Origin of the sequence: Streptomyces tricolor (assembly GCF_002155905.1) — a bacterium.
Lineage (GTDB): Bacteria > Actinomycetota > Actinomycetes > Streptomycetales > Streptomycetaceae > Streptomyces > Streptomyces tricolor.
In genome coordinates, this window is record NZ_MUMF01000300.1 from 1 (window position 1) to 19,577 (window position 19,577).

At 74.3% G+C, this 19,577-nt stretch carries 17 protein-coding genes and 1 pseudogene; 5 read left to right on the forward strand and 13 right to left on the reverse strand.

Annotation, left to right across the window (positions count from 1 at the left end):
* Together CCN44_RS21855 and CCN44_RS21860 are read right to left on the reverse strand one after the other, a co-directional pair.
* Positions 1-193: pseudogene (locus tag CCN44_RS21855) on the reverse strand (endoglycosylceramidase); the annotation flags it as partial.
* Positions 194-275: 82 nt separating this feature from the next.
* Positions 276-2,294 carry an elongation factor G gene (locus CCN44_RS21860; protein ID WP_086698833.1) on the reverse strand — a complete coding sequence of 673 codons (2,019 nt, stop codon included), beginning with the start codon at positions 2,292-2,294 and terminating at the stop codon, positions 276-278.
* A gap of 181 nt (positions 2,295-2,475) precedes the next feature.
* Between CCN44_RS21860 and CCN44_RS21865 the strand changes: the two genes are divergently transcribed.
* On the forward strand, positions 2,476-3,582 hold the full coding sequence (locus tag CCN44_RS21865) for an XdhC family protein (RefSeq protein ID WP_086698836.1): 1,107 nt from the start codon (positions 2,476-2,478) through the stop codon (positions 3,580-3,582).
* 30 nt (positions 3,583-3,612) lie between these two features.
* Here the strand turns inward: CCN44_RS21865 and CCN44_RS21870 are convergent, their stop codons facing one another.
* From CCN44_RS21870 to CCN44_RS21895, 6 genes are all read right to left on the reverse strand, one after another.
* Positions 3,613-4,527 (reverse strand): aminoglycoside phosphotransferase family protein, encoded by a 915-nt coding sequence (locus CCN44_RS21870; protein WP_086698848.1) that lies wholly within the window; start codon positions 4,525-4,527, stop codon positions 3,613-3,615.
* A gap of 441 nt (positions 4,528-4,968) precedes the next feature.
* Positions 4,969-5,559: a GNAT family N-acetyltransferase gene (locus CCN44_RS21875; protein ID WP_059246840.1), complete on the reverse strand. Its 591-nt coding sequence runs from the start codon at positions 5,557-5,559 to the stop codon at positions 4,969-4,971.
* Positions 5,560-5,721: 162 nt separating this feature from the next.
* A complete protein-coding gene (locus tag CCN44_RS21880; RefSeq protein ID WP_059246839.1) occupies positions 5,722-6,222 on the reverse strand; it encodes a metallophosphoesterase family protein in 501 nt (166 codons plus the stop codon).
* A gap of 4 nt (positions 6,223-6,226) precedes the next feature.
* Positions 6,227-7,240 carry an SDR family oxidoreductase gene (locus tag CCN44_RS21885; protein WP_059246838.1) on the reverse strand — a complete coding sequence of 338 codons (1,014 nt, stop codon included), beginning with the start codon at positions 7,238-7,240 and terminating at the stop codon, positions 6,227-6,229.
* Between the two features lie 46 nt (positions 7,241-7,286).
* Positions 7,287-8,396 carry an enolase C-terminal domain-like protein gene (locus CCN44_RS21890; RefSeq protein ID WP_059246837.1) on the reverse strand — a complete coding sequence of 370 codons (1,110 nt, stop codon included), beginning with the start codon at positions 8,394-8,396 and terminating at the stop codon, positions 7,287-7,289.
* A 2-nt stretch (positions 8,397-8,398) separates the two neighbouring features.
* Positions 8,399-11,434: an FAD-binding and (Fe-S)-binding domain-containing protein gene (locus CCN44_RS21895; protein WP_086698839.1), complete on the reverse strand. Its 3,036-nt coding sequence runs from the start codon at positions 11,432-11,434 to the stop codon at positions 8,399-8,401.
* A gap of 134 nt (positions 11,435-11,568) precedes the next feature.
* Here CCN44_RS21895 and CCN44_RS21900 point away from each other — a divergent pair, with 134 nt between their 5' ends.
* Both CCN44_RS21900 and CCN44_RS21905 read left to right on the forward strand, forming a co-directional pair.
* The gene (locus tag CCN44_RS21900) at positions 11,569-12,006 is read left to right on the forward strand and encodes a MarR family winged helix-turn-helix transcriptional regulator (protein ID WP_059246835.1); all 438 of its coding nucleotides are present in this window, start codon (positions 11,569-11,571) and stop codon (positions 12,004-12,006) included.
* 239 nt (positions 12,007-12,245) lie between these two features.
* The gene (locus tag CCN44_RS21905; protein WP_086698842.1) at positions 12,246-12,830 is read left to right on the forward strand and encodes an isochorismatase family protein; all 585 of its coding nucleotides are present in this window, start codon (positions 12,246-12,248) and stop codon (positions 12,828-12,830) included.
* 31 nt (positions 12,831-12,861) lie between these two features.
* Here CCN44_RS21905 and CCN44_RS21910 read toward each other — a convergent pair whose 3' ends face one another.
* Positions 12,862-13,047, reverse strand: coding sequence for a hypothetical protein (locus tag CCN44_RS21910; RefSeq protein ID WP_059246833.1), 186 nt, complete (start codon positions 13,045-13,047; stop codon positions 12,862-12,864).
* A 129-nt stretch (positions 13,048-13,176) separates the two neighbouring features.
* The gene (locus tag CCN44_RS21915) at positions 13,177-13,545 is read right to left on the reverse strand and encodes a DUF6479 family protein (protein WP_059246832.1); all 369 of its coding nucleotides are present in this window, start codon (positions 13,543-13,545) and stop codon (positions 13,177-13,179) included.
* Positions 13,546-13,641: 96 nt separating this feature from the next.
* Between CCN44_RS21915 and ctaD the strand changes: the two genes are divergently transcribed.
* Positions 13,642-15,324 carry an aa3-type cytochrome oxidase subunit I gene (gene ctaD, locus CCN44_RS21920; protein WP_079080805.1) on the forward strand — a complete coding sequence of 561 codons (1,683 nt, stop codon included), beginning with the start codon at positions 13,642-13,644 and terminating at the stop codon, positions 15,322-15,324.
* Positions 15,321-15,704, forward strand: a complete 384-nt coding sequence (gene ctaF / locus CCN44_RS21925) for an aa3-type cytochrome oxidase subunit IV (RefSeq protein WP_059246831.1) — start codon at positions 15,321-15,323, stop codon at positions 15,702-15,704. The genes ctaD and ctaF overlap by 4 nt, the downstream gene beginning before the upstream one ends.
* On the opposite strand, the gene qcrB is transcribed toward ctaF, so the two are convergent.
* The 3 genes from qcrB to CCN44_RS21940 form a co-directional block, all read right to left on the reverse strand.
* Complete coding sequence (qcrB, locus tag CCN44_RS21930) at positions 15,640-17,133, reverse strand: cytochrome bc1 complex cytochrome b subunit (protein WP_086698844.1); 1,494 nt, start codon at positions 17,131-17,133, stop codon at positions 15,640-15,642. The two genes, ctaF and qcrB, sit on opposite strands and share 65 nt — an antisense overlap.
* Complete coding sequence (locus tag CCN44_RS21935) at positions 17,130-17,402, reverse strand: hypothetical protein (RefSeq protein WP_059246830.1); 273 nt, start codon at positions 17,400-17,402, stop codon at positions 17,130-17,132. The genes qcrB and CCN44_RS21935 overlap by 4 nt, the downstream gene beginning before the upstream one ends.
* 93 nt (positions 17,403-17,495) lie before the next feature.
* On the reverse strand, positions 17,496-19,577 hold a 2,082-nt coding region (locus CCN44_RS21940; protein WP_086698846.1), incomplete at its 5' end, for a SpoIIE family protein phosphatase.

The window sequence follows — 19,577 nt, forward strand, 5'->3', positions numbered from 1 at the left end:
CGTTGTAGCCGCGCAGGACGATCTCGCGGCCCCGCCCGTCGGTGAACCGGCCGTCCCGCACGGTCAGCGGGGCGCCGTCGAACCAGAGGGAGTCGGGAGGGGTGGCGGCGGTGGCGGGCGGGACTCCCGCCACCGTCAGGGATCCGCTGAGGACGACCAGGACAGCGAGCAGACGTACCCGGATGTTCGTCATGTCCACCACAGTCCGGCGGCGTCCGGGCAGCGTCAATACCTCCTGACCCGTCAGTAAGTTGACTGTCAGTCAGTCCGCCTGCTCACTCCCCCACCCGGCGGGTCACGTTCAGCAGGTACTCCTTCCTGTTCAGCGGGTTGTGGTCGGTGCGCGGCCGGTGCGGAACCGTGCCGCGGGTCACCGGCGCGTAGTGGTCGAAGGCCGTCTCCAGCTCGCCCTCGCCCCGGGTCAGTCCCGGCAGCTGCCGCTCCAGCGCGTGCACCCGGGCAGCAGGCACCATGCCCTCCAGCACGCAGACCACGTCCCGTGTGCCGGTGCTCTCCGGTACCGCGCCCAGCCGGGCCAGCACCGGCAGCAGCGCGCCGAGCGTGTCGGCCGGCGCCTCGAGCCGGAAGCGGTGGACCGGCTCGTGCACCAGGGTGCCGGCCCGGCGCAGCGCCTCCATCAGGACCAGCGGGGTCAGGCCCCGGAAGTCCTGGCCGGTGCTCGACATGCTCTTGTCGAAGCCCTGGTGCGCGTGGCTCTGCCGGGGCGAGTAGCCGGAGTGGGTCATGGTGACCGTGCAGTCGGTGACCTGCCAGCCGTGCAGCCCCTGGCCGAGCGTCTCCCGGACGGTGTCCTCGACGGCCTTGAAGAAGGCGTACGGCATCGAACCCAGCTCCACCTCCAGCCGGAACGCCACGCCCGCGCCGGGCGGGGCGGGGTCGACGCGCAGGCCGACGGTGGCGAGGAAGGGGTTGGGGTCCTTCTTGTTGAACTCGACGGCGTGCCCGGTGCCCACCGGCCGTTCGATGCACAGGGTCGTCGTCTCGCGGAAGGTGACGTCGAGGCCGTACTCGTCGGCGAGGGTGGCCTGGACGACCTCCTTCTGCACCTCGCCGTAGAGGGACACCGACGTCTCCCCTCGCAGCTCGTCGTGGCGGACGCCGATCAGCGGATCCTGCTCGGCCAGCTGGGTGAGCGCGAGGTGCAGCGAGCGCCGGTCCGTGCCGGGGCCGGGGACGACGACCGTCTCCAGGGTGGGTGGCGCGAAGTGGTGCGAGGAGGCGCGTCCCGGCGCTCCCGCGCACTCGGCCGCGCTCGCGCCGGGGGACCCGCCCAGCGCGTCCCCGATCCGGATGCCGCCGAGCCCCCACACCTTGACGATCCGGCCCGCACCGGCGCTGTCCGTCCGGGTGTCCGTGCCGCGGTCGAAGACGCTGAGCGCGGTCACGCGACCCTCGCCGCCGGTGCCCCGGCGGCCGTCGCCGAACGGGATCCGGTCGCGGACGCGCAGGGTGCCGGAGAAGAGGCGGGCGTAGGCCACCTTCTCCCCCGCCGGACCCCGCTCGACCTTGAAGACCGTGCCCGACAGGGGGCCGTCCGGGTCGCCCGCGGCGGGCGGCAGCAGCCGTTGGATGCCGCCGATCAGCTCGGGCACGCCGGCGCCGGTGATCGCGGAGCCGAAGTACACCGGGTGGACCGAGGCGCCGCGGGTCTGTGCCGCCAGGGCGCGGCACAGCCGGCCCTCGGGGACCGTGCCGTCGAGGTAGGCGGCGAGCAGGCCGTCGTCCCGGTCCGCCAGCGCCTCCAGCGCTTCCGGTCCGAGGCCGGGCCGGAAGCGGGCGGCGCGCGTGCCGAGCCCGGCGGCCGTGCCCATCGGGACGAGCGGTACGGCGAGGCGCTGCGCCATCTGGCGGAGCACCGCCGCGTCCCGGGCGCCGCGCCGGTCGATCTTGTTGACGAAGACCAGGGTGGGCAGGCGCAGCCGGCGCAGGGTGCGCATCAGCACCCGGGTCTGCGCCTGGACGCCCTCGACGGCGGAGACGACCAGGACGGCACCGTCGAGCACGCCGAGCACCCGCTCGACCTCGGCGATGAAGTCCGGGTGGCCGGGGGTGTCGATCAGGTTGACGGTCACGCCGTCGAGCGGGAACGACACGACGGCGGACTTGATGGTGATGCCGCGCTGCCGCTCCAGCGCGAGGGTGTCGGTGGTGGTGCTGCCGGCGTCGACGCTGCCGATCTCGTCGATCACTCCGGCGGTGTGCAGGAGCCGTTCGGTCAGGCTCGTCTTACCCGCGTCGACGTGCGCGAGGATTCCCAGATTGAGCAATGGCACGAAGCGTCATGTCCTTGAGAGAGTGGGCGATTCCTTCCGGGCCGGACATGAACGGTGCGCGCATGATCACTCCTGGTTCGCTGGGGGAACTCGACCGGTGCAGTGCAGCAGAACGGCGGCGGCACCACCAACGGATTAACGTTCAACCAGATACCGTGCCGGGTGGACCGAGGAGCGGGCGATGCGTGAGATTCTCGCGGTTCTGGACCGGTGGTACGCCGCCCGGGTGCCGTTCGGGCTGGCCACGGTCGTCGCGGTGAGCCACAGCGCGCCGCGCGGGCCCGGTGCCGCACTGGCGGTCGGTCCGGACGGCGAGGTGGTCGGCAGCGTGTCCGGCGGCTGTGTGGAGGGCGCGGTGTCCGAGCTGGCCCAGGAGGTCGTCGAGACCGGCGCGGCACGGCTGGAGACGTTCGGATACAGCGACGACGACGCCTTCGCGGCCGGGCTCACCTGCGGCGGTGAGATCACCGTCCTGGTACGGCCGGTGACCCCGGCCCGGGATCCGGTGTTCGGCGCGGTCGTCGCGTCCGTCGCGGGCGGTGAGCCGGTCGGGGTGGCCACCGTGGTCGACGGGCCGGCGCCGCGCGGGGCCACCCTCGCGGTGTGGCCGCGGACGGCCGCCGGCCGCCTGGGCACACGGGGGCTGGACGCGGCCGTCGCCGCCGACGCGCGCGGCGAACTCGCCCTCGGGGTGACCGGCCTGCGACACTACGGGCCGCACGGGGAGCGGCGCGAGGACACCGTCACCGTGTTCCTGCAGTCCTTCGCGCCGCCGCCGCGCATGCTGGTGTTCGGCGCCATCGACTACGCCGCCGCGGTGGCCCGGCTCGGGGACTTCCTCGGCTACCGGGTGACCGTGTGCGACGCCCGGCCGGTGTTCGCCACGCCCCGCCGGTTCCCCGAGGGGGTCGAGGTCGTCGTGGACCGGCCGCACCGGTATCTGCGCGGCACGCGCACCGACGAGCGCACGGTGATCTGCGTCCTCACCCACGACCCCAAGTTCGACGTGCCGGTGCTGCGGGAGGCGCTGCGCCGCCCGGCGGCGTACATCGGGGCGATGGGCAGCCGGCGCACCCACGACGACCGGCTGCGCCGCCTGGTCGAGGCCGGCCTGACCGACGAGGAACTGTCCCGGCTGCGCTCCCCGGTCGGCCTGGACCTGGGGGCCCGTACGCCGGAGGAGGTGGCGGTGTCGGTGGCGGCGGAGATCGTGGCCCTGCGGTGGGGCGGCAGCGGGGCCCCGCTCAGTACGACGCGCGGGGCGATCCATCCGCCGGGAGCGCCCTGACCTGCGCCTCGCGGGCGGCCGACGGGCGCCTCAGCCCGCCTCCGCGCGGTGGTCGGCGAGGATCTGCTCCAGGTGCGCGAGGGCCCTCGGCACGCGGGACGGGTCCGCGCGGTAGTAGGGGTCGTCGGGGACGGGGAGCGAGGCGGCGAGGGCCCAGCCGCGGCCCCGGGCCCAGGTGGCCGTGTCGGCCCCCACCGCGTCGCGGAACACCGGGCGCGCCGACGCGGGCAGGACCTTCCAGGCCGGCACCAGGTCCACGGCGGGATCGGCCACCGCGAGCGTGCCGAAGTCGATGACGCCGCTCAGGCGGCCGTCCCGGGCCAGGAGGTTCGCCGCGTCCAGGTCGCCGTGGACCCACACCGGCCGCCGGTCCCAGGCCGGTGCCGCGAGCGCCGCCTCCCAGACCTCCGTGACCAGGCCGGCGTCGGCGAGTCCGGCCCGCTTCAGCGCCTCGATCCTCGGGCGCACCCGGGCGTCGTCGGCCACCGAGTCCCGGGCCGCGCCGAGCGGGAGCCCGCGGAAGGCGTTGCTCTGCTCGGGCCCCGGCCCGCCCGTGGGGTCGATGCCCTGGAGAGCGGTGAGGAACCCGGCGAGGTCACGGGCGGCCCGCACGGGGTCGGCCAGGGATTGCGGGGTCACCGTCTCACCGGGCAGCCAGCGGTAGACCGTCCACGGGTACGGGTACTCCTCCCCCGGTTCTCCCTGGGCGACGGGCTTCGGGACGGGCAGCGGCAGCCGCGGGGCGAGCCGGGGCAACCAGCGCTGCTCCCGGGCGACCTGGCCGGCCCAGTGGGCATAGCGTGGCAGCCGAACGGCGAGTTCGTCGCCGAGGCGGAACGTCGCGTTGTCCATACCGGAGCGCGGCACCGGCCGGACGGGCAGCCCGGCCCACCGCGGGAACTGGGCCGCGAGCAGCCGACGGACGAGAGAGGCATCGATCGACACGCCTGCCATCACAGCGAGTCGGCCCACCGCGTGTCCACGGATTTGTCACCGCCGACCGCCGGCCCACCGGCGCCAGGCCCTCCCTTCCGAGAGCGGGCCGCCGGCTCCCGGCTCCCCCGGACCGCGGAGCGGGAGCACACCAGGGCGCCTCGACCGATCGCACGCGGGCCCGCTCGGCCGGTGGGGAAACGGTCTCCATGACGACCGGTGTGCTGGGCAGCGGCAGCGCGTCGCCGGCGCCCCCGCGCCACCGGTCGACGACCGCCACGGACACACCCGTGGCGAGGCCCCGGCCGGGGGCCCGGTACGGAACACGGCAAGCCCTGCCGGCGCGACCCGCCTGTGGCCGCGCCGAGGGCGGGCAGGGCGGCGTCGCCGATCGTGGCCCGGGGACGTACCCCACCCCACGGGGCCCGCCCGGCGCCGGCGATCCCCCGGGTACTACTCGGGATCCCCGGCCACGCGTGCGTGCAGGTGCTGGTCGTGCCAGCCGTCGGTGTGCAGCAGGGCGCTGCGCTGGGTGCCCTCGAAGGTGAAGCCGGCCTTCTCGGCCACCCGGCAGGACGCGGGGTTGGCCGTCGAGTGGCACAGACGCAGCCGGTGCAGGCCCAGGTCGGCCAGGGCCCAGCGGGCGAGCCGCCGGGTCGCCGCGACGGCGAGGCCGCCGCCGCGTGCCGCGGGCAGCAGCCAGTAGACGAGTTCGGCGCTGCCGCCCGCCAGGTCGACGTCGTTCAGCCCGATGAGTCCGACGGCCGGGCCGTCCGGCCGCGCGAGGGCCCACACGGCGCCGGTCTCGGACCGCCACCGCTCGTGCATGCGGGCGATCCGGGTGCGGGCGTCCGCGCGGTCGGCCACGGTGAACAGGTTCCACCGCCGGATCGCGGGATCCTGTCCGGCGGCGACCAGCGCGTCGGCGTCCTCGGGCCCCCAGGGCCGCAGCCGCCGGCCGCCCGGCAGGTCGAGGACGGGCTGGGCGCGGTCGGCCATGCGGCCTGCGGGTACGACGGGGGGTATGCCGGCGCTGGAGATCATCCCGGCATCCTCGCACGGCCGGCCGTCAGGACCCTTTGCCCGCACGGGACGCCCTGGGACCTGTCCGACTCCCGTCTGCCGCGCGACGCCCTGCACGCACTGTCGCCGCACCTGACGCCGCGCGGTTGCCCTTCGGGCGACGACGCGCACGGCGGACAGGCGCTAGCGCTGCGGCAGGCGGTGCAGGGTGACGTCCGTCAGCGTGCCGTCGGTGGCCGTCGCCGTCAGGTAGGTGCAGTGGGGCTGGCGGCGGCGGTCGGTCGGGGAGCCGGGGTTGAGCAGGCGCAGGCCGCCGGGGGCGGTGGTGTCCCAGGGGATGTGGCTGTGTCCGAAGACGAGCACGTCCAGGTCCGGGAAGCGGGCGGCGCAGCGGGCCTCGCGGCCCTGGGCGGGGCCGGTCTCGTGGACGACGCCGAAGCGCAGGCCGCCCAGTTCGGCATAGGCCACCTCGGGGAGCCGGGCGCGCAGTTCGGGGCCGTCGTTGTTGCCGTACACGCCGATCAGCCGGCGGCTGCGGCTCTCCAGCAGGTCGAGGGTGGCGGTGTCGACCCAGTCCCCGGCGTGGATCACGACGTCCGCGCGCGGGAGTTCGGCGAGCAGCTGCTCCGGGAGCCGCTTGGCCCGCTTCGGCAGGTGCGTGTCGGAGATGAGCAGGAGGCGCACGCCGTCAGCCTATGCGGCGCGCGGTGATGCGGCGCAGGCCGCGTACGGTGCCCAGCAGGGCGGCGCCCGCGCCGAGGGCGGTGGCCGCGGGGTGCCGGACCAGGGTCTCCTGCCAGGAGCGGGCGTGCGCGCTGTCGTCGAAGGCGCCGTGGGCGCCCTGGTCGTCGGCGGGTTCCCGGTCGGCCGGGGCGAAGAGGTTGTCCAGGCCGGCGGGCGGGACGCGGTCGGTCTGCTGGGAGTCGTAGCCGGTGCGGGCCAGGTAGCGGTCGAGCAGCGCCGGGGCGAGCCGGTTGGCCCAGATGGTGGCGACGGTGGACGCGCCGACGTAGTACTGCTTGCGGCGCGGATGGTCGGCGGCGTACAGCACGCCGCGCGCCGCGACCTCGGGCTGGTAGATCGGCGGGACCGGCATGGGGTGGCGGGGGAGCCGGGAGCGGACCCACTCGAACTGGGGGGTGTTGACGGCGGGCATCTGGGCGACGGTGAGGTGTACGTTGCTGCCCCGGTGCAGCAGTTCCGTGCGCACGGAGGAGGTGAAGCCGTTGATGGCGTGCTTGGCTCCGCAGTACGCCGACTGCAGGGGGATCGACCGTTCCCCGAGCGCCGAGCCGACCTGCACGACGGTGCCCCGGTCGCGGGGCAGCATGCGCTTGAGGGCGGAGCGGGTGCCGTTGACGAAGCCGAGGTAGGTGACGTCGGTGACCCGCTGGAACTCCTCCGCGGTGATCTCCTCGAAGGGCGCGAACACGGTGGCGAACGCGCAGTTGATCCATACGTCGATGGGGCCGAACGTCTTTTCCGCGGCCTCGGCGGCGGCCTCCAGCTGCGCCGGGTCGGCCGCGTCGGCCACCTGCACCAGGGGCCGTCCGCCGAGCGCCGCGACCTCGTCGGCCGCGGCTTCCAGGCCGCCCTCGCCGCGCGCGATCAGGACGACGTCGGCGCCGCGCCGGGCGTACAGCCGTGCGGTGGCGCGGCCGATGCCGGCGCTGGCGCCGGTGATGACGACGGTGGGGGGCATGGTCCTCTCCTCGTGGGTCCCTGGTGTCTTGCGTACGTGGTGCCGGTCACTCCACCCGGTAGGGGGCCGCCCGTTCCTCGGCGAGGGTCAGGCCGAGGCCGGGTGCCCCGTCGGCGCCCGGTGCGATGCTGCCGCCGCCGGGGTCGAGGACGCCGTCGAACAGGAGTCGTTCGATGCGGACGTGGTCGTGGAACCACTCCAGATGGCGCAGGTTGGGCACGGCGGCGGCCACGTGGGCGTGGGCGTGCGGCGCGCAGTGCCCGGAGACGTCGATGCCGCGCGCCTGGGCGAGCGCGGCGGCGCGCAGCCAGACGGTGATGCCGCCGCACCGGGTGACGTCGGCCTGGAGGCAGTCGACGGCTCCGGCGGCCAGCATGTGCTCGAAGTACGGGAGGGTGTAGCCGTATTCGCCGGCGGCGACGTCGACCGTGGTCCGGCGGCGGATGTCCGCGAGGGTGGCCGGGTGGTCGGAGGAGACGGGCTCCTCGAACCAGGTGACGCCGTGGTCGGCGAGCGGGTCGGCGAGGCGCAGGGCCTGGCCGGCCGTGTAGCCGCCGTTGGCGTCGACGTACAGCTCGGCGGTGTCGCCGACGGTGGCCCGGGCGCGGGCGACGCGTTCGAGGTCCCGGTCCTCGCGGGTGCCCCGGGACTCCCCGATCTTGATCTTGACGCGGGGGATGCCCTGTTCCTCGGTCCAGCCGCGCAGCTGGCGTTCCTGACGGGCGGTGTCGTAGGTGGTGAAGCCGCCGCTGCCGTAGACGGGGACGTCGTCGCGGGCGGCGCCCAGCAGGTGGACGAGGGGCAGGCCGAGCAGGCGGGCCTTGAGGTCCCACAGGGCGATGTCGACGGCGGAGATCGCCTGGGCGACGACGCCCGGCAGGCCGGCGTTGCGTACGGCCCGGCACATCAGCTCGTGGGCGCGGGGCACGTCGTACGCGGATCGGCCGGTGACGGTGCCGGCGAGCAGCGTGCGGACGACGTGGGCGGTGGCGGCGGGCGCGTAGGTGTAGCCGAGCCCGGTGGTGGTGCCGGCGCGGACGGTGACCAGGACGAGGGTGGTGCTGTCCCAGGCGAGGGTGCCGTCGGCCTCGGGGGCGTCCGTCGGCACGGTGTAGACGGCGGTGTCCACGGACTCGACGGCCGGCTGGTCGCTCATGGTCACCTCCTGAGCTGCCGCAGCCCGGTGAGGGCGCCCACGGTGAGGGCGGCGGCGGACGCGGCGGCCGCCCAGCGGGCCGTGCGGGAGGGTTCGACGGGGCGGTCGGCGAGCCGCTCGGGGTGGTCGGCGGGCAGGGTGCCGTCGAGGGCGAGGGCCAGGGCCTCGGCGAGGTGCAGGGCGCGGCGGCCGGTGCCTCCCTGTTCGATCTGGGTGCGGCAGCTGAAGCCGTCGGCGAGGACCAGGCTGTCCGGGGCGGCCCCGCGGACGGCGGGCAGCACGCCCTGTTCGCCGACAGCCAGGGACACCTCGTGGTGGCCGCGTTCGAAGCCGAAGTTGCCGGCCAGACCGCAGCAGCCCTCGTCGAGCACCTCGGCGTCGAGGTGGGCGCGGCGCATCAGTTCACGGTCGGCGTCGAACCGCATGACGGCGTGCTGGTGGCAGTGGGTCTGCACGGTCGCCTGCCGGGCCAGCCGCGGTGGCCGCCAGTCGTCGGGGGCGTGGTGGACGAGCTGTTCGGCGAGGGTGCGGGTCCGGCCGGCGAGCCGCTGCACGTCCTGGTCGCCGGGCATCAGCTCCGGGGCGTCGGTGCGGAAGACGGCCGTGCAGGAGGGCTCCAGGCCGATGACGGGGGTGCCGGCTTCCAGGTAGGGGCGCAGCACGCCGAGGGTGTGCCGCAGCACCCGTTTCGCGGTGGGGAGCTGGCCGGTGGAGATCCAGGTCAGGCCGCAGCACACCGGCCGGTCGGGGACGGCGACCTGGAAGCCGGCGTCCTCCAGGACGCGGACGGCCGAGATCGCGACGGAGGGGTGGAAGTAGGTGCTGAAGGTGTCGGGCCACAGCAGGACGGTGCGCGGGTCGGCCGGGTCGGGGTCCGGCCGGTCGCGCGCCCGCCACCATTGGAGGAAGGACTCCTCGGCGAACAGGGGGGCCGGGCGCGCCGCGTCGACACCGGCCAGCCGCTTGCCCGCGCGGCCCAGCCCGGGCGCGTGCAGCGCGGAGTTGACCAGGGCGGGGGCGAGGCGGGACAGCCGCGCCCAGAGCGGGAGCCAGCCGAGGGAGTAGTGCGCGGCGGGGCGGAGGCGGCGCGCGTAGTGGTGGGAGAGGAACTCCGCTTTGAGGGTGGCCATGTCGACACCGGTGGGGCAGTCGGACTTGCAGCCCTTGCAGGCCAGGCAGAGGTCGAGGGCGTCGTGGACGGCGGTGGAGCGCCAGCCGTCCCCGATCGCGGAGTCGGCGTGTCCGTCGAGCATCTCGAACAGCAGCCGGGCCCGGCCGCGCGTGGAGTGTTCCTCCTCCTTGGTGGCCCGGTACGAGGGGCACATGACGCCGCCGGAGTGGCTGCGGCAGTTGCCGATGCCGACGCAGCGCATCACCGCGCGGTTGAAGGAGTGGTCGTCCTCGGGGAAGCCGAAGTGGGTGCGGGGGGTGGCGGGCCGCCAGGCCGGGCCGAGCCGCAGCTGTCCGTCGACCGGGTTCGGGTGGACGATCTTGCCGGGGTTCATCCGGTTGCCGGGGTCGAACAGCGCCTTCAGCTCGCCGAACGCGGTGACGAGCCGTTCGCCGAACATCCGGGTGAGCAGTTCGCCCCGGGACTGGCCGTCGCCGTGCTCGCCGGAGAGGGAGCCGCCGTAGGAGGCGACGAGGTCCGCGGCGCGTTCCAGGAAGCGGCGGAAGTCGGCCACGCCCTCGGCGGTCGTCAGCCCGAAGGGGATGCGGGTGTGGACGCAGCCCTGCCCGAAGTGGCCGTACAGGGACGGGTGGCCGTAGTCGAACTCGGCGAACAGGTCCTTCAGGTCGCGCAGGTAGTCGCCGAGCCGTTCGGGCGGTACGGCGGAGTCCTCCCAGCCCTCCCAGGTCTCCCGGTCGTCCGGCGGGCGTGCGGTGACGCCGAGGCCGGCCTCGCGGGCCCTGAGCATCTTCTGCTCGCGGGCGGGGTTGTCGGAGAAGGCGACGTCCGCGTCCTTCTCGGTGCGTCCGAGGGCCCGCAGCAGCGCGTGCGCCTGTTCGTCGACGTCCTCCTGGCTGTCGCCGCTGTACTGCACCATCAGCCAGCTGTCGCCCTCGGGCAGGACGGCGAGCGAGTCGAGGTAGGCGCCCTCCTCGCGCATCAGCTGGGCCATCCGGTCGTCCAGGGCCTCCAGTTGGGTGGGGTTGCAGTGCTCCAGCAGGCGGGGCACGTCGTCGGCGGCGGCGCAGATGTCGTCGTAGCCGAGGACGAGCAGCGACTGGTACGCGGGCACGGGCACGAGGTCGAGTTCGGCGCGCAGGACGGTGACCAGGGTGCCCTCGCTGCCGACGAGCGCCTTGGCCAGGTCGAAGCCGTTCTCGGGCAGCAGGGAGTCCAGGTTGTAGCCGGAGACCCGGCGGGGGATCTTGGGGTAGCCGCGGCGGATGTCGGCCAGGTACTCGGTGGCGATGCGGTCGAGGCCGGCGTAGATCTCGGCGAGCCGGCCGCCCCCGGCGATGATCCGGGCGCGTTCGTCGGGCGGGGTGGGGCCGACCCAGGCGCGCTGCCCGTCGTAGGTGAGGATCTCCAGGCGGCGGACGTTGTCGACGGTCTTGCCGTAGGCCTGGGCGGAGGCGCCGCAGGAGTTGTTGCCGATCATGCCGCCGAGCGCGCAGTGGCTGTGGGTGGACGGCTTCGGGCCGAACTGGAGCCGGTGGCGGGCGAGCCGCCGGTTGAGTTCGTCCAGGACGATGCCGGGCTCCACCACGCAGGTGCGCCGTTCGGGGTCGACGGAGAGCACGCCGGTGCAGTACTTGGTCCAGTCGATCACCACGGCGGTGTTGGTGGACTGTCCGGCCAGGCTGGTGCCGCCGCCCCGGGAGAGGACGGGGGCGGCGAAGCGTGAGCACACCGACACCGCGCGGGCGCCCGCCTCCACGGTGCGGGGGACGACGACGCCCAGGGGGACCTGCCGGTAGTTCGAACCGTCCGTGGCGTAGGCGCCGCGGCTGCCCGCGTCGAAGCGGACTTCGCCGTCCACCTCGGCGCTCAGGGCCGCCTCCAGGCCGGACCTGTCCGGAGGGGTCATCTGCGCTCCTTGGGTCGTCCGTGGGTGCACCGACGTGCTGCGTCGTCCGAGCCCGGCGAGTACCCGGCAAATAGACAGCCAAAACTGAACAGTCTGCCCTGGACAGTCCTTCCTGTCGGTCCTAGCCTGGCGGCATGGCCGACATCTCCGACTCCGCCGCCCGCGCCGCCCGCGATCTGCGCGTGGTGTTCAGCAGGCTGCGGCGCCGTATCCGGGAGGTGGCGCAGGACGCCGACCTCAGCCCCTCGCAGGAGTCGGCGCTCACCCTGGTCGGCAAGCACGGCGCGGCCACGGCCAGCGCGCTCGCCGCCGCCGAGGGGGTGCGCCCGCAGTCCATGGCCACCACGCTGGCCGCGCTGGAGGGGCACGGGCTGATCCGCCGGGCCCCCGACCCCGACGACGGCCGCCGCCAGCTGGTCACCCTGACCGACACCGGCCGGGCCCGGATCGAGGGCAACCGGCAGGTGCGCGAGGAGTGGCTGGCCCGCGCCTTCCAGGACCGCTACACCGAGCAGGAGCGGCAGACGGTGCTCGCGGCGCTGGAGCTGATGGAACGGCTGTCCCGGCCGTGACACCGAGACTCACCGCACGCACCGGCAGGACCGGCCGCTCCCCCGCCGCGTTCGACCGGGACTCGATCCGCCGATGGTCCACGGGCCGTCCCTGAGCCCGGTCGTCCCCCGCACCGGGCCGGGCTTCCACGCCTCGGCCCTCCTCGTGCCCGCCGGCTCCGCGCCGCCGCCGGCCCTGCCCCGCCCGGCCGCTTCCCCGGCCGGCTGTGACCCGACCCCCTGAAAGGCCCGACCGACCCATGTCGCTCACCACGCTCGACCCCCGCACCGCCCTCGTCGCCGTCGACCTGCAAAGCGGCATCGTGGCCATGCCCACCCAGCCGTACCCGGGCACCGAGGTGGTCTCCCGCACGGCGGCGCTCGCCGACGCCTTCCGCTCCCACGGGCTGCCCGTGGTCCTGGTCCGGGTGTCCTTCGCGCCCGACGGGGCGGACGCCGTCCCCGGCCGCACCGAGCGCGGGCCGCGCGGGCTCGCCTTCCCGGAGGGCTGGGACGTCCTCGTCGACGAGCTGTCCGGGCACGCCGGTGACATCCGGGTCACCAAGCACAACTGGAGCGCCTTCCACGGCACCGACCTGGACGTGCAGCTGCGCCGCCGGGGCGTCACGCAGATCGTGCTGGCCGGGATCGCCACCAGCATCGGCGTCGAGTCCACCGCCCGGGACGCCTACGCGCACGGTTACCACGTCACCCTCGCCACCGACGCCATGGCGGACGCCGACGGCGCGGCGCACGCGAACAGCGTCGAGCGGATCTTCCCCCGGCTCGGCGAGACCGGCACCACCACGGAGGTCCTGGAGCTGCTCGCCGGGACCCGCGCCTGACCACCCGGCCGCCCGGCCGCGACGGCGGCCTTCAGTCCTCGCCGCGCACGATGTTGTCCTCCGGGCCCGGCCCCTCCTGCCGCGCCGAGGTGCGGTCCAGGACGGCGGGCACGCAGGTGCGCACTCCCCGGTTCCGCCGGCGGTGGGCGGCGGCCCAGCCCGTCTCCGCGTGAGGTACGGCCGGTTTCTCGCTGGCATGCGCGGTCACGTCGTTCATCTTCCTTCTGCGTCCCGCCCGTGCGGGATCCGTCGCCGGGCCCGCCGGGCCCGGGGCTGCGTTCTGTGCCTGGACGGGTCCCCGGGCCGCGCCTCCCGCAAACGGGGTCGCGGCCCGGGGCGGTTCAGGTCAGGTCCGGCCGCCACCCCCACCGCCGAAGGATCCGCTGGAGCCGGGCGACCAGCGGGGCCGGCGCTGGTCGTCGGCGCGTTTGGAGCCGACGTTGCCGAGCTGGTGCGGGGTGAGGCGCTCGCTCTCGTCGGCGGCCCGGGGCACCTCGTCGGGCTCGCGGACCTCGCGGGTCTCGTGGACCGGCCCGGACGGCGGCACCCTCGGCTGTTCGTCCGGCCGCGGCGGCGCCGGTTCCCGCTCCCGCACCTTGGCGCCCATCCGGAAGGCCCAGATCAGTCCCGCGACGCAGGCCACACCGGCGATCAGGATGAGGACGTATCCGAAGACCTGCGCTCCGGCGGCCGCTTCGTTCGTGGCAATGTTCATGGCCGTCGGGTACCCGCCCTGGCGGCGGCTACGACCGGATGTGCGCAGGGCGTGGCGCGACCCGGCCTCCGGTCACCGCGAGTAACCTCGCCCGAGATGACCGATCTGCCTCAGGTGCCGGAAACGTTCGAGATCACGGCGCGCTACTCGGCCCCCGCTCCGCGCCCCGGGCGCGCGCTGCTGCGCTGGGCCACCACGACCGACCACAAGGTGATCGGCCGCCTCTACATGGTCACGGCGTTCTGCTTCTTCCTGCTGGCCGGGCTGCTCGCGCTGGCCATGCGCGCCGAACTGGCGCACCCCGGTCTGCAGTTCCTGAACAAACAGGGCTACAACGAGTTCGTCACGATCCACGGCACCGTCATGATGCTGCTGTTCGCCACGCCCATGTTCGCCGGGTTCGCCAACGCCGTCATGCCGCTCCAGATCGGCGCCCCCGACCTGGCCTTCCCGCGGCTGAACGCGCTGTCGTACTGGATGTACCTGTTCGGCGGCCTGATCGTGGTGTCCGGATTCGTGGTGCCGGGCGGATCGGCGGCGTTCGGCTGGTTCGCCTACGCCCCGCTCAACAGCGCCTACTTCTCCCCCGGCGCGGGCGGTGACCTGTGGGCGATGGGGCTGGTGGTCTCGGGCGTGTCCACGACGCTGACCGCGGTGAACTTCATCGCCACGATCATGTGCCTGCGCGCGCCCGGCATGACCATGTTCCGGATGCCCATGTTCACCTGGAACGTGCTGTTCACCTCGATCCTGATCCTGCCCGCGTTCCCGGTGCTGACGGCGGCCCTGCTGGCGCTGGAGGCCGACCGGAAGTTCGGGGCGCACATCTTCGACGCGGCGAACGGGGGCGCGCTGCTGTGGCAGCACCTGTTCTGGTTCTTCGGGCATCCCGAGGTGTACATCGTGGCGCTGCCGTTCTTCGGGATCGTCTCGGAGATCATCCCGGTCTTCGCCCGTAAACCGCTGTTCGGTTATGTGCCGATGATCGGGGCGACGATCTCGATCACCATGCTGTCGGCGGTGGTGTGGGCTCACCACATGTTCGCCACCGGGGCGGTGCTGCTGCCGTTCTTCTCGATCATGTCGTTCCTGATCGCGGTGCCGACGGGCATCAAGTTCTTCGCCTGGATCGGGACGATGGTGCACGGGTCGGTGTCGTTCGAGACCCCGATGCTGTGGTCCCTGGGGTTCCTGGTGTCCTTCCTGCTCGGCGGGCTCAGCGGCGTGCTGATCGCCTCCCCGCCGCTCGACTTCCACCTGACCGACACGTACTTCATCGTGGCCCACCTGCACTACGTCCTGTTCGGCACGGTGGTGTTCGCGATGTTCGCCGGCTTCTACTTCTGGTGGCCGAAGTTCACCGGGACGATGCTGGACGAACGGCTCGGCAAGGTGCACTTCTGGCTGCTGTTCCCCGGGTTCCAGCTGACCTTCCTGGTGCAGCACTGGCTCGGCGAGGAGGGGATGCCCCGCCGGTACGCCGACTACCTGCCCGTGGACGGCTTCACCGTGCTCAACACGCTGTCGACGGCGGGCGCGTTCCTGCTGGGCGTGTCCACGCTGCCGTTCCTGTACAACGTCTGGCGCACCGCAGCCCGGGGCGAGAAGGTCGCCCTCGACGACCCCTGGGGGTGGGGGCGCGGCCTGGAGTGGGCTACGTCCTGCCCGCCGCCCCGGCACAACTTCGTCGCGCTGCCCCGCGTCCGGTCGGAGTCGCCCGCGTTCGACCTGCACCATCCCGAGGTCGAGCAGCCGGCCGGAGAGGAGCGGGTCCGGTGAAGGCGGAGGCGTTGCTCTTCGGTGGCGTGGCCCTGTTCTTCGGTGGCTGTGCCGTCCTGTACGGGCTGTGGTCGCGGGAGGAGACGGGCACGACCGCGCTGGTCGTCGCGTGCGCGATGGCCGCGCTGGTCGCCTTCTTCTGCCTCGTCCAGTACCGGCGCCGGGGCCCGCGCGCCCAGGACCGCACCGCGGCAGAGGTCGCGGACGGGGCCGGTCCGGTGGCGTTCTTCCCGGACGAGAGCCCGTGGCCGATCGTCACCGCGCTCGGCTTCGCGGTGTCCGCCGTCGGCGTCGTCCACGGGCTGTGGCTGTTCCTCATCGGTCTCGGCGTTCTGGCGCGCGGCGTGTGCGGATTGGTGTTCCAGTACGCGCGCCGGTGAGCGGCCTGTGGGGAGCGCCGGGCCGGAACGTCTCCACGGGCTCGGTGCCGCTCTCGTAGCCCCCGGTGACGGTCTGCCGGATGTCCCCGGTGGGCACGCCCTCGGCGAGGCGCTCCCGCTCGGCCGCCGTCAGGGCGCGGCACACCCACCGGGTGACCAGGAACGCCAGGACGGGCGCCACCACGAGAGCGATACGCAGCACCCATGTCAGGGCGTCGACGGAGATGCGGAAGGCGTAGGCGATGATGTCGTTGCCGCCCGCCACCAGCAGGACGCCGTAGAACACGGTGCCCGCCACGCCGAGCCCGGTGCGCACGGGCCGCTCGCGCGGCCGGTCGCACAGGTGCTGCTCGCGCAGCCGCTCCCCCGTCAGCCGCTGCTCGACGAACGGGTAGGCGTAGAGCACGGCGAACAGCAGGCCGGGCAGGACGACGGCGGGCAGCAGCACGTTCCACATGACGGTGTGCCCGGCGATGTTCGTCTCCCAGGGCGGTACGAGCCGCAGCGCGCCCTCCAGGAATCCGACGTACCAGTCGGGCTGGGAGCCGGTGGAGACCAGGTCCGCGCGGTAGGGGCCGTACATCCACACCGGGTTGACCTGGGCGACGCCGGACAGCAGCACCAGCACGCCGAAGACGGCCAGGGACAGGCCGGTGGAGGTGGCGGTGAACTGCGGGATGAGGGGCTTGCCCCGGACGTTGCGGTTGCTGCGGCCCGGTCCCCGCCACTGGGTGTGCTTGAGGTGGAAGACCAGGACCAGATGCACGGTCACCAGGGCGATGAGGGCGCCGGGGAGCAGCAGGACGTGCAGCGGGTACAGGCGGGTGATGATGTCCTCGCCCGGGAACTCGCCGCCGAAGGCGAAGAAGGCCACGTACGTGCCCACCACCGGGATCGACATCATGATGCCCTGCGCGATGCGCAGCCCGGTGCCGGAGAGCAGGTCGTCGGGGAGCGAGTAGCCGGCGAAGCCCTCGGCGAGCGAGAGCACGAACAGGGTCAGGCCGATGACCCAGTTCAGCTCCCGGGGCCGGCGGAAGGCGCCGGTGAAGAAGATCCGCAGCAGGTGCAGGCCGATCGCGGCGACGAAGACGAGCGCGGCCCAGTGGTGGGTCTGCCGCATCAGCAGCCCGCCGCGCACGTCGAAGCTGATGCGCAGGGTGGAGTCGAACGCGGCCGACATGCGCACTCCGCGCAGCGGCGCGTAGGAGCCCGCGTAGACGACCTCGCGCATCTCCGGCTCGAAGAAGAACGTCAGCCACACGCCGGTCAGGAGCAGCACGAGCAGGCTGTAGAGGGCGAGTTCGCCGAGGAAGAAGGACCAGTGGTGGGGGAACGCCTTGCGCAGCAGGGCACCGCCCGCCACGACGGGCAGCCGCGCGTCGGCCGCGTCCGCGAGCCGCTCGGCGCGGCGGCCGGCTCGGCTCATGTGTCCTCCGTCGCGGCGGCCCGCGCCACCTCGGCCTCCACCTCGGCCCGCGGCCGGCCCGTCTCCCGGGCGTACTCGCTCACCGCCGTCTGCGCATCGCGGGCCAGGTCGCGCCAGGCGCGCAGCGCGGTCTCGTAGGTGCCCGACTGGGCCCCCGTCATCCGCCGGTCGGCCGGCGGGCCGTAGGCGTCGCGGAGTTCCTCGACCGTGGTGCGGGCCGCTTCGGCCGCGCGCTGCTTCTGCACCAGTTCTTCGAAGGTGTGTGCCACACCAACCGACCCTAGGCACGGGTGCCGCAGCGCGCCTCCCCAAGCTGCCTGAATGGCTCTCACGGGTACCCGAGTGGCGGGTCCGCCCCTGGTTCAGCCGTCGGGTACGAGGTCCGCCCAGACCTGTTTGCCGCCGCTGACCGGGACCGTCCCCCACGCCGCCGACACGGCCTCCACCAGCAGGATGCCCCGGCCTCCGGTGGCCTCCCAGCCGATGCTGGTGGGCTTCACGGGGCTGCGCGGGGAGGAGTCGGCGACGGCCAGCCGCAGCCGGTGGTTGACCAGGCTGAGGTCGAGCCGGACCTGGCCGCCGGTGTGCACCAGGGCGTTGGTGACGAGTTCGGAGACGACCAGCAGGGCCGCGTCGAGCGTGTCCGGGGACACGCCCCAGGCACGCAGGGTGCGCCGGGTGAAGCGGCGGGCGTGCCGGACCGCCTCCGGCACCCGCCACACCGTCCAGCTCTCCCGCAGCGGCCGTACGGCCATGCCGTCGTAGCGCATCAGCAGCAGCGCCACGTCGTCGCCGCGGTGGGCGCCGGTGAGCAGGGCGTCGGCGACCAGGCCGAGGTGGGCGGGGTCGGCGGCGGCCAGTTCGCGGGCGAGGCGGTCCATGCCGGCGTCGAGGTCGGCGCCGGGGGACTCCACCAGGCCGTCGGTGGTCAGCGCGAGCACGGTGCCGGGCTGGAGGCGGAGCGGGGTCATCGGGAACTCGGCCTGGGCGAGCACGCCGAGCGGCGGGCCGCCCTCGGCGCGCACGATCTCGGCGGTGCCGTCGGGGTGCCGCAGCACCGGCTGCAGATGCCCGGCGCGGACGCACCAGGCGGTGCCCTCCTCCATGTCGACGTCGACGTAGCCGCAGGTGGCGAAGAGGTCGGTCTCCATGTCCAGCAGCAGCCGGTTGGCGAGCGCGACGACCACGTCCGGGGCGTGGCCCTCGGCGGCGTAGGCGCGCAGTGCGGTGCGCATCTGGCCCATGAGGGTGGCGGCGCCCGCGTTGTGTCCCTGGACGTCGCCGATGACCAGGGCGACGTGGTTGTCGGCGAGCGGGATCACGTCGTACCAGTCGCCGCCGACCTCCAGGCCCGCGGTGGTGGGCAGATAGCGGGCGACGGCGACCGCGCCGGGCAGCCGGGGCAGCCGGCGGGGCAGCAGGGTGCGCTGGAGCATGCCGACGAGTTCGTGCTCGGCGTCGAAGGCGTGGGCGCGCAGCAGGGCCTGGCCGGCCAGGCCGGCGCAGGCGGTGAGCAGGGCGCGCTCGTCGGCGGCGAACTCGTGCGGGCGGTCCCAGCCGATCAGGCAGGCGCCGGCCATCCGGCTGCCGGCGGGCAGCGGCAGGACGGCCAGGCCGCCCGGTCCGACCTCGGCGAGGGCGGGCTCCAGCGGGCTGCCGGCCGGCCAGATCCGGGCGCGGCCCTCGCGCAGCGCGGCGGCCAGGGTGGGCATGGCGCGCACCGGCGCGTCGGGCCACTCGGTGCGCCACTCGCTGCGCCACACCTCGGGCCAGGCCTCGGGCTCGGGCGGGTCGAGGACGGTGACGACGAGGCGGTCGTTCTCCAGTTCGGCCAGGGCGATCCGGTCCGCCTGCAGCGGTTTGCGCAGGGCGGCGACGACGGCCTGTCCGACGTCCTTGACCGTGCCGGCGGTGGCCAGGGCGGCGGCCAGGCGCTGCACCCGGGCCACGTCGGTGACGTCGGCACGCAGGGTGGAGGCGTCGACGACGGTGCCGACCAGCCGGGCGGGGCGGCCCTCGCCGCCCGGCTGCAGCCGGCCGCGCAGCCGCAGCCACTTGGGCGGGCCGCCGGGCTGCCGGATGCGGAACTCCAGCTCCCGGTCGCCGATGGACATGTGGTCGGCCTCGACCACGGACATCAGCGCGGGCAGGTCCTCGGGCACCGCGCGGCCGAGCAGGGTCTCCACGCGGCCGTCGAAGCCGTCCCGGTCGATCCCGAACAGCCGCAGGATGGCCTCGCCGACCTCGACCCGGCCGGTGTCCATGGCCAGGCTGAAGGCGTCCGCGGGCAGCTCGCCGGTGTCTCCGACGGCGGCCGGGGCGGGGACGGCGACCGCGCGGGCGATCAGCTCCAGGCAGGTCCGCTCGTCGGTGCCGAAGCCGCCGGGGTGCTCGCCGACCGCCAGCAGGCAGTCGGCCCCGGCGGCTTCGGCACCGACGAGCGG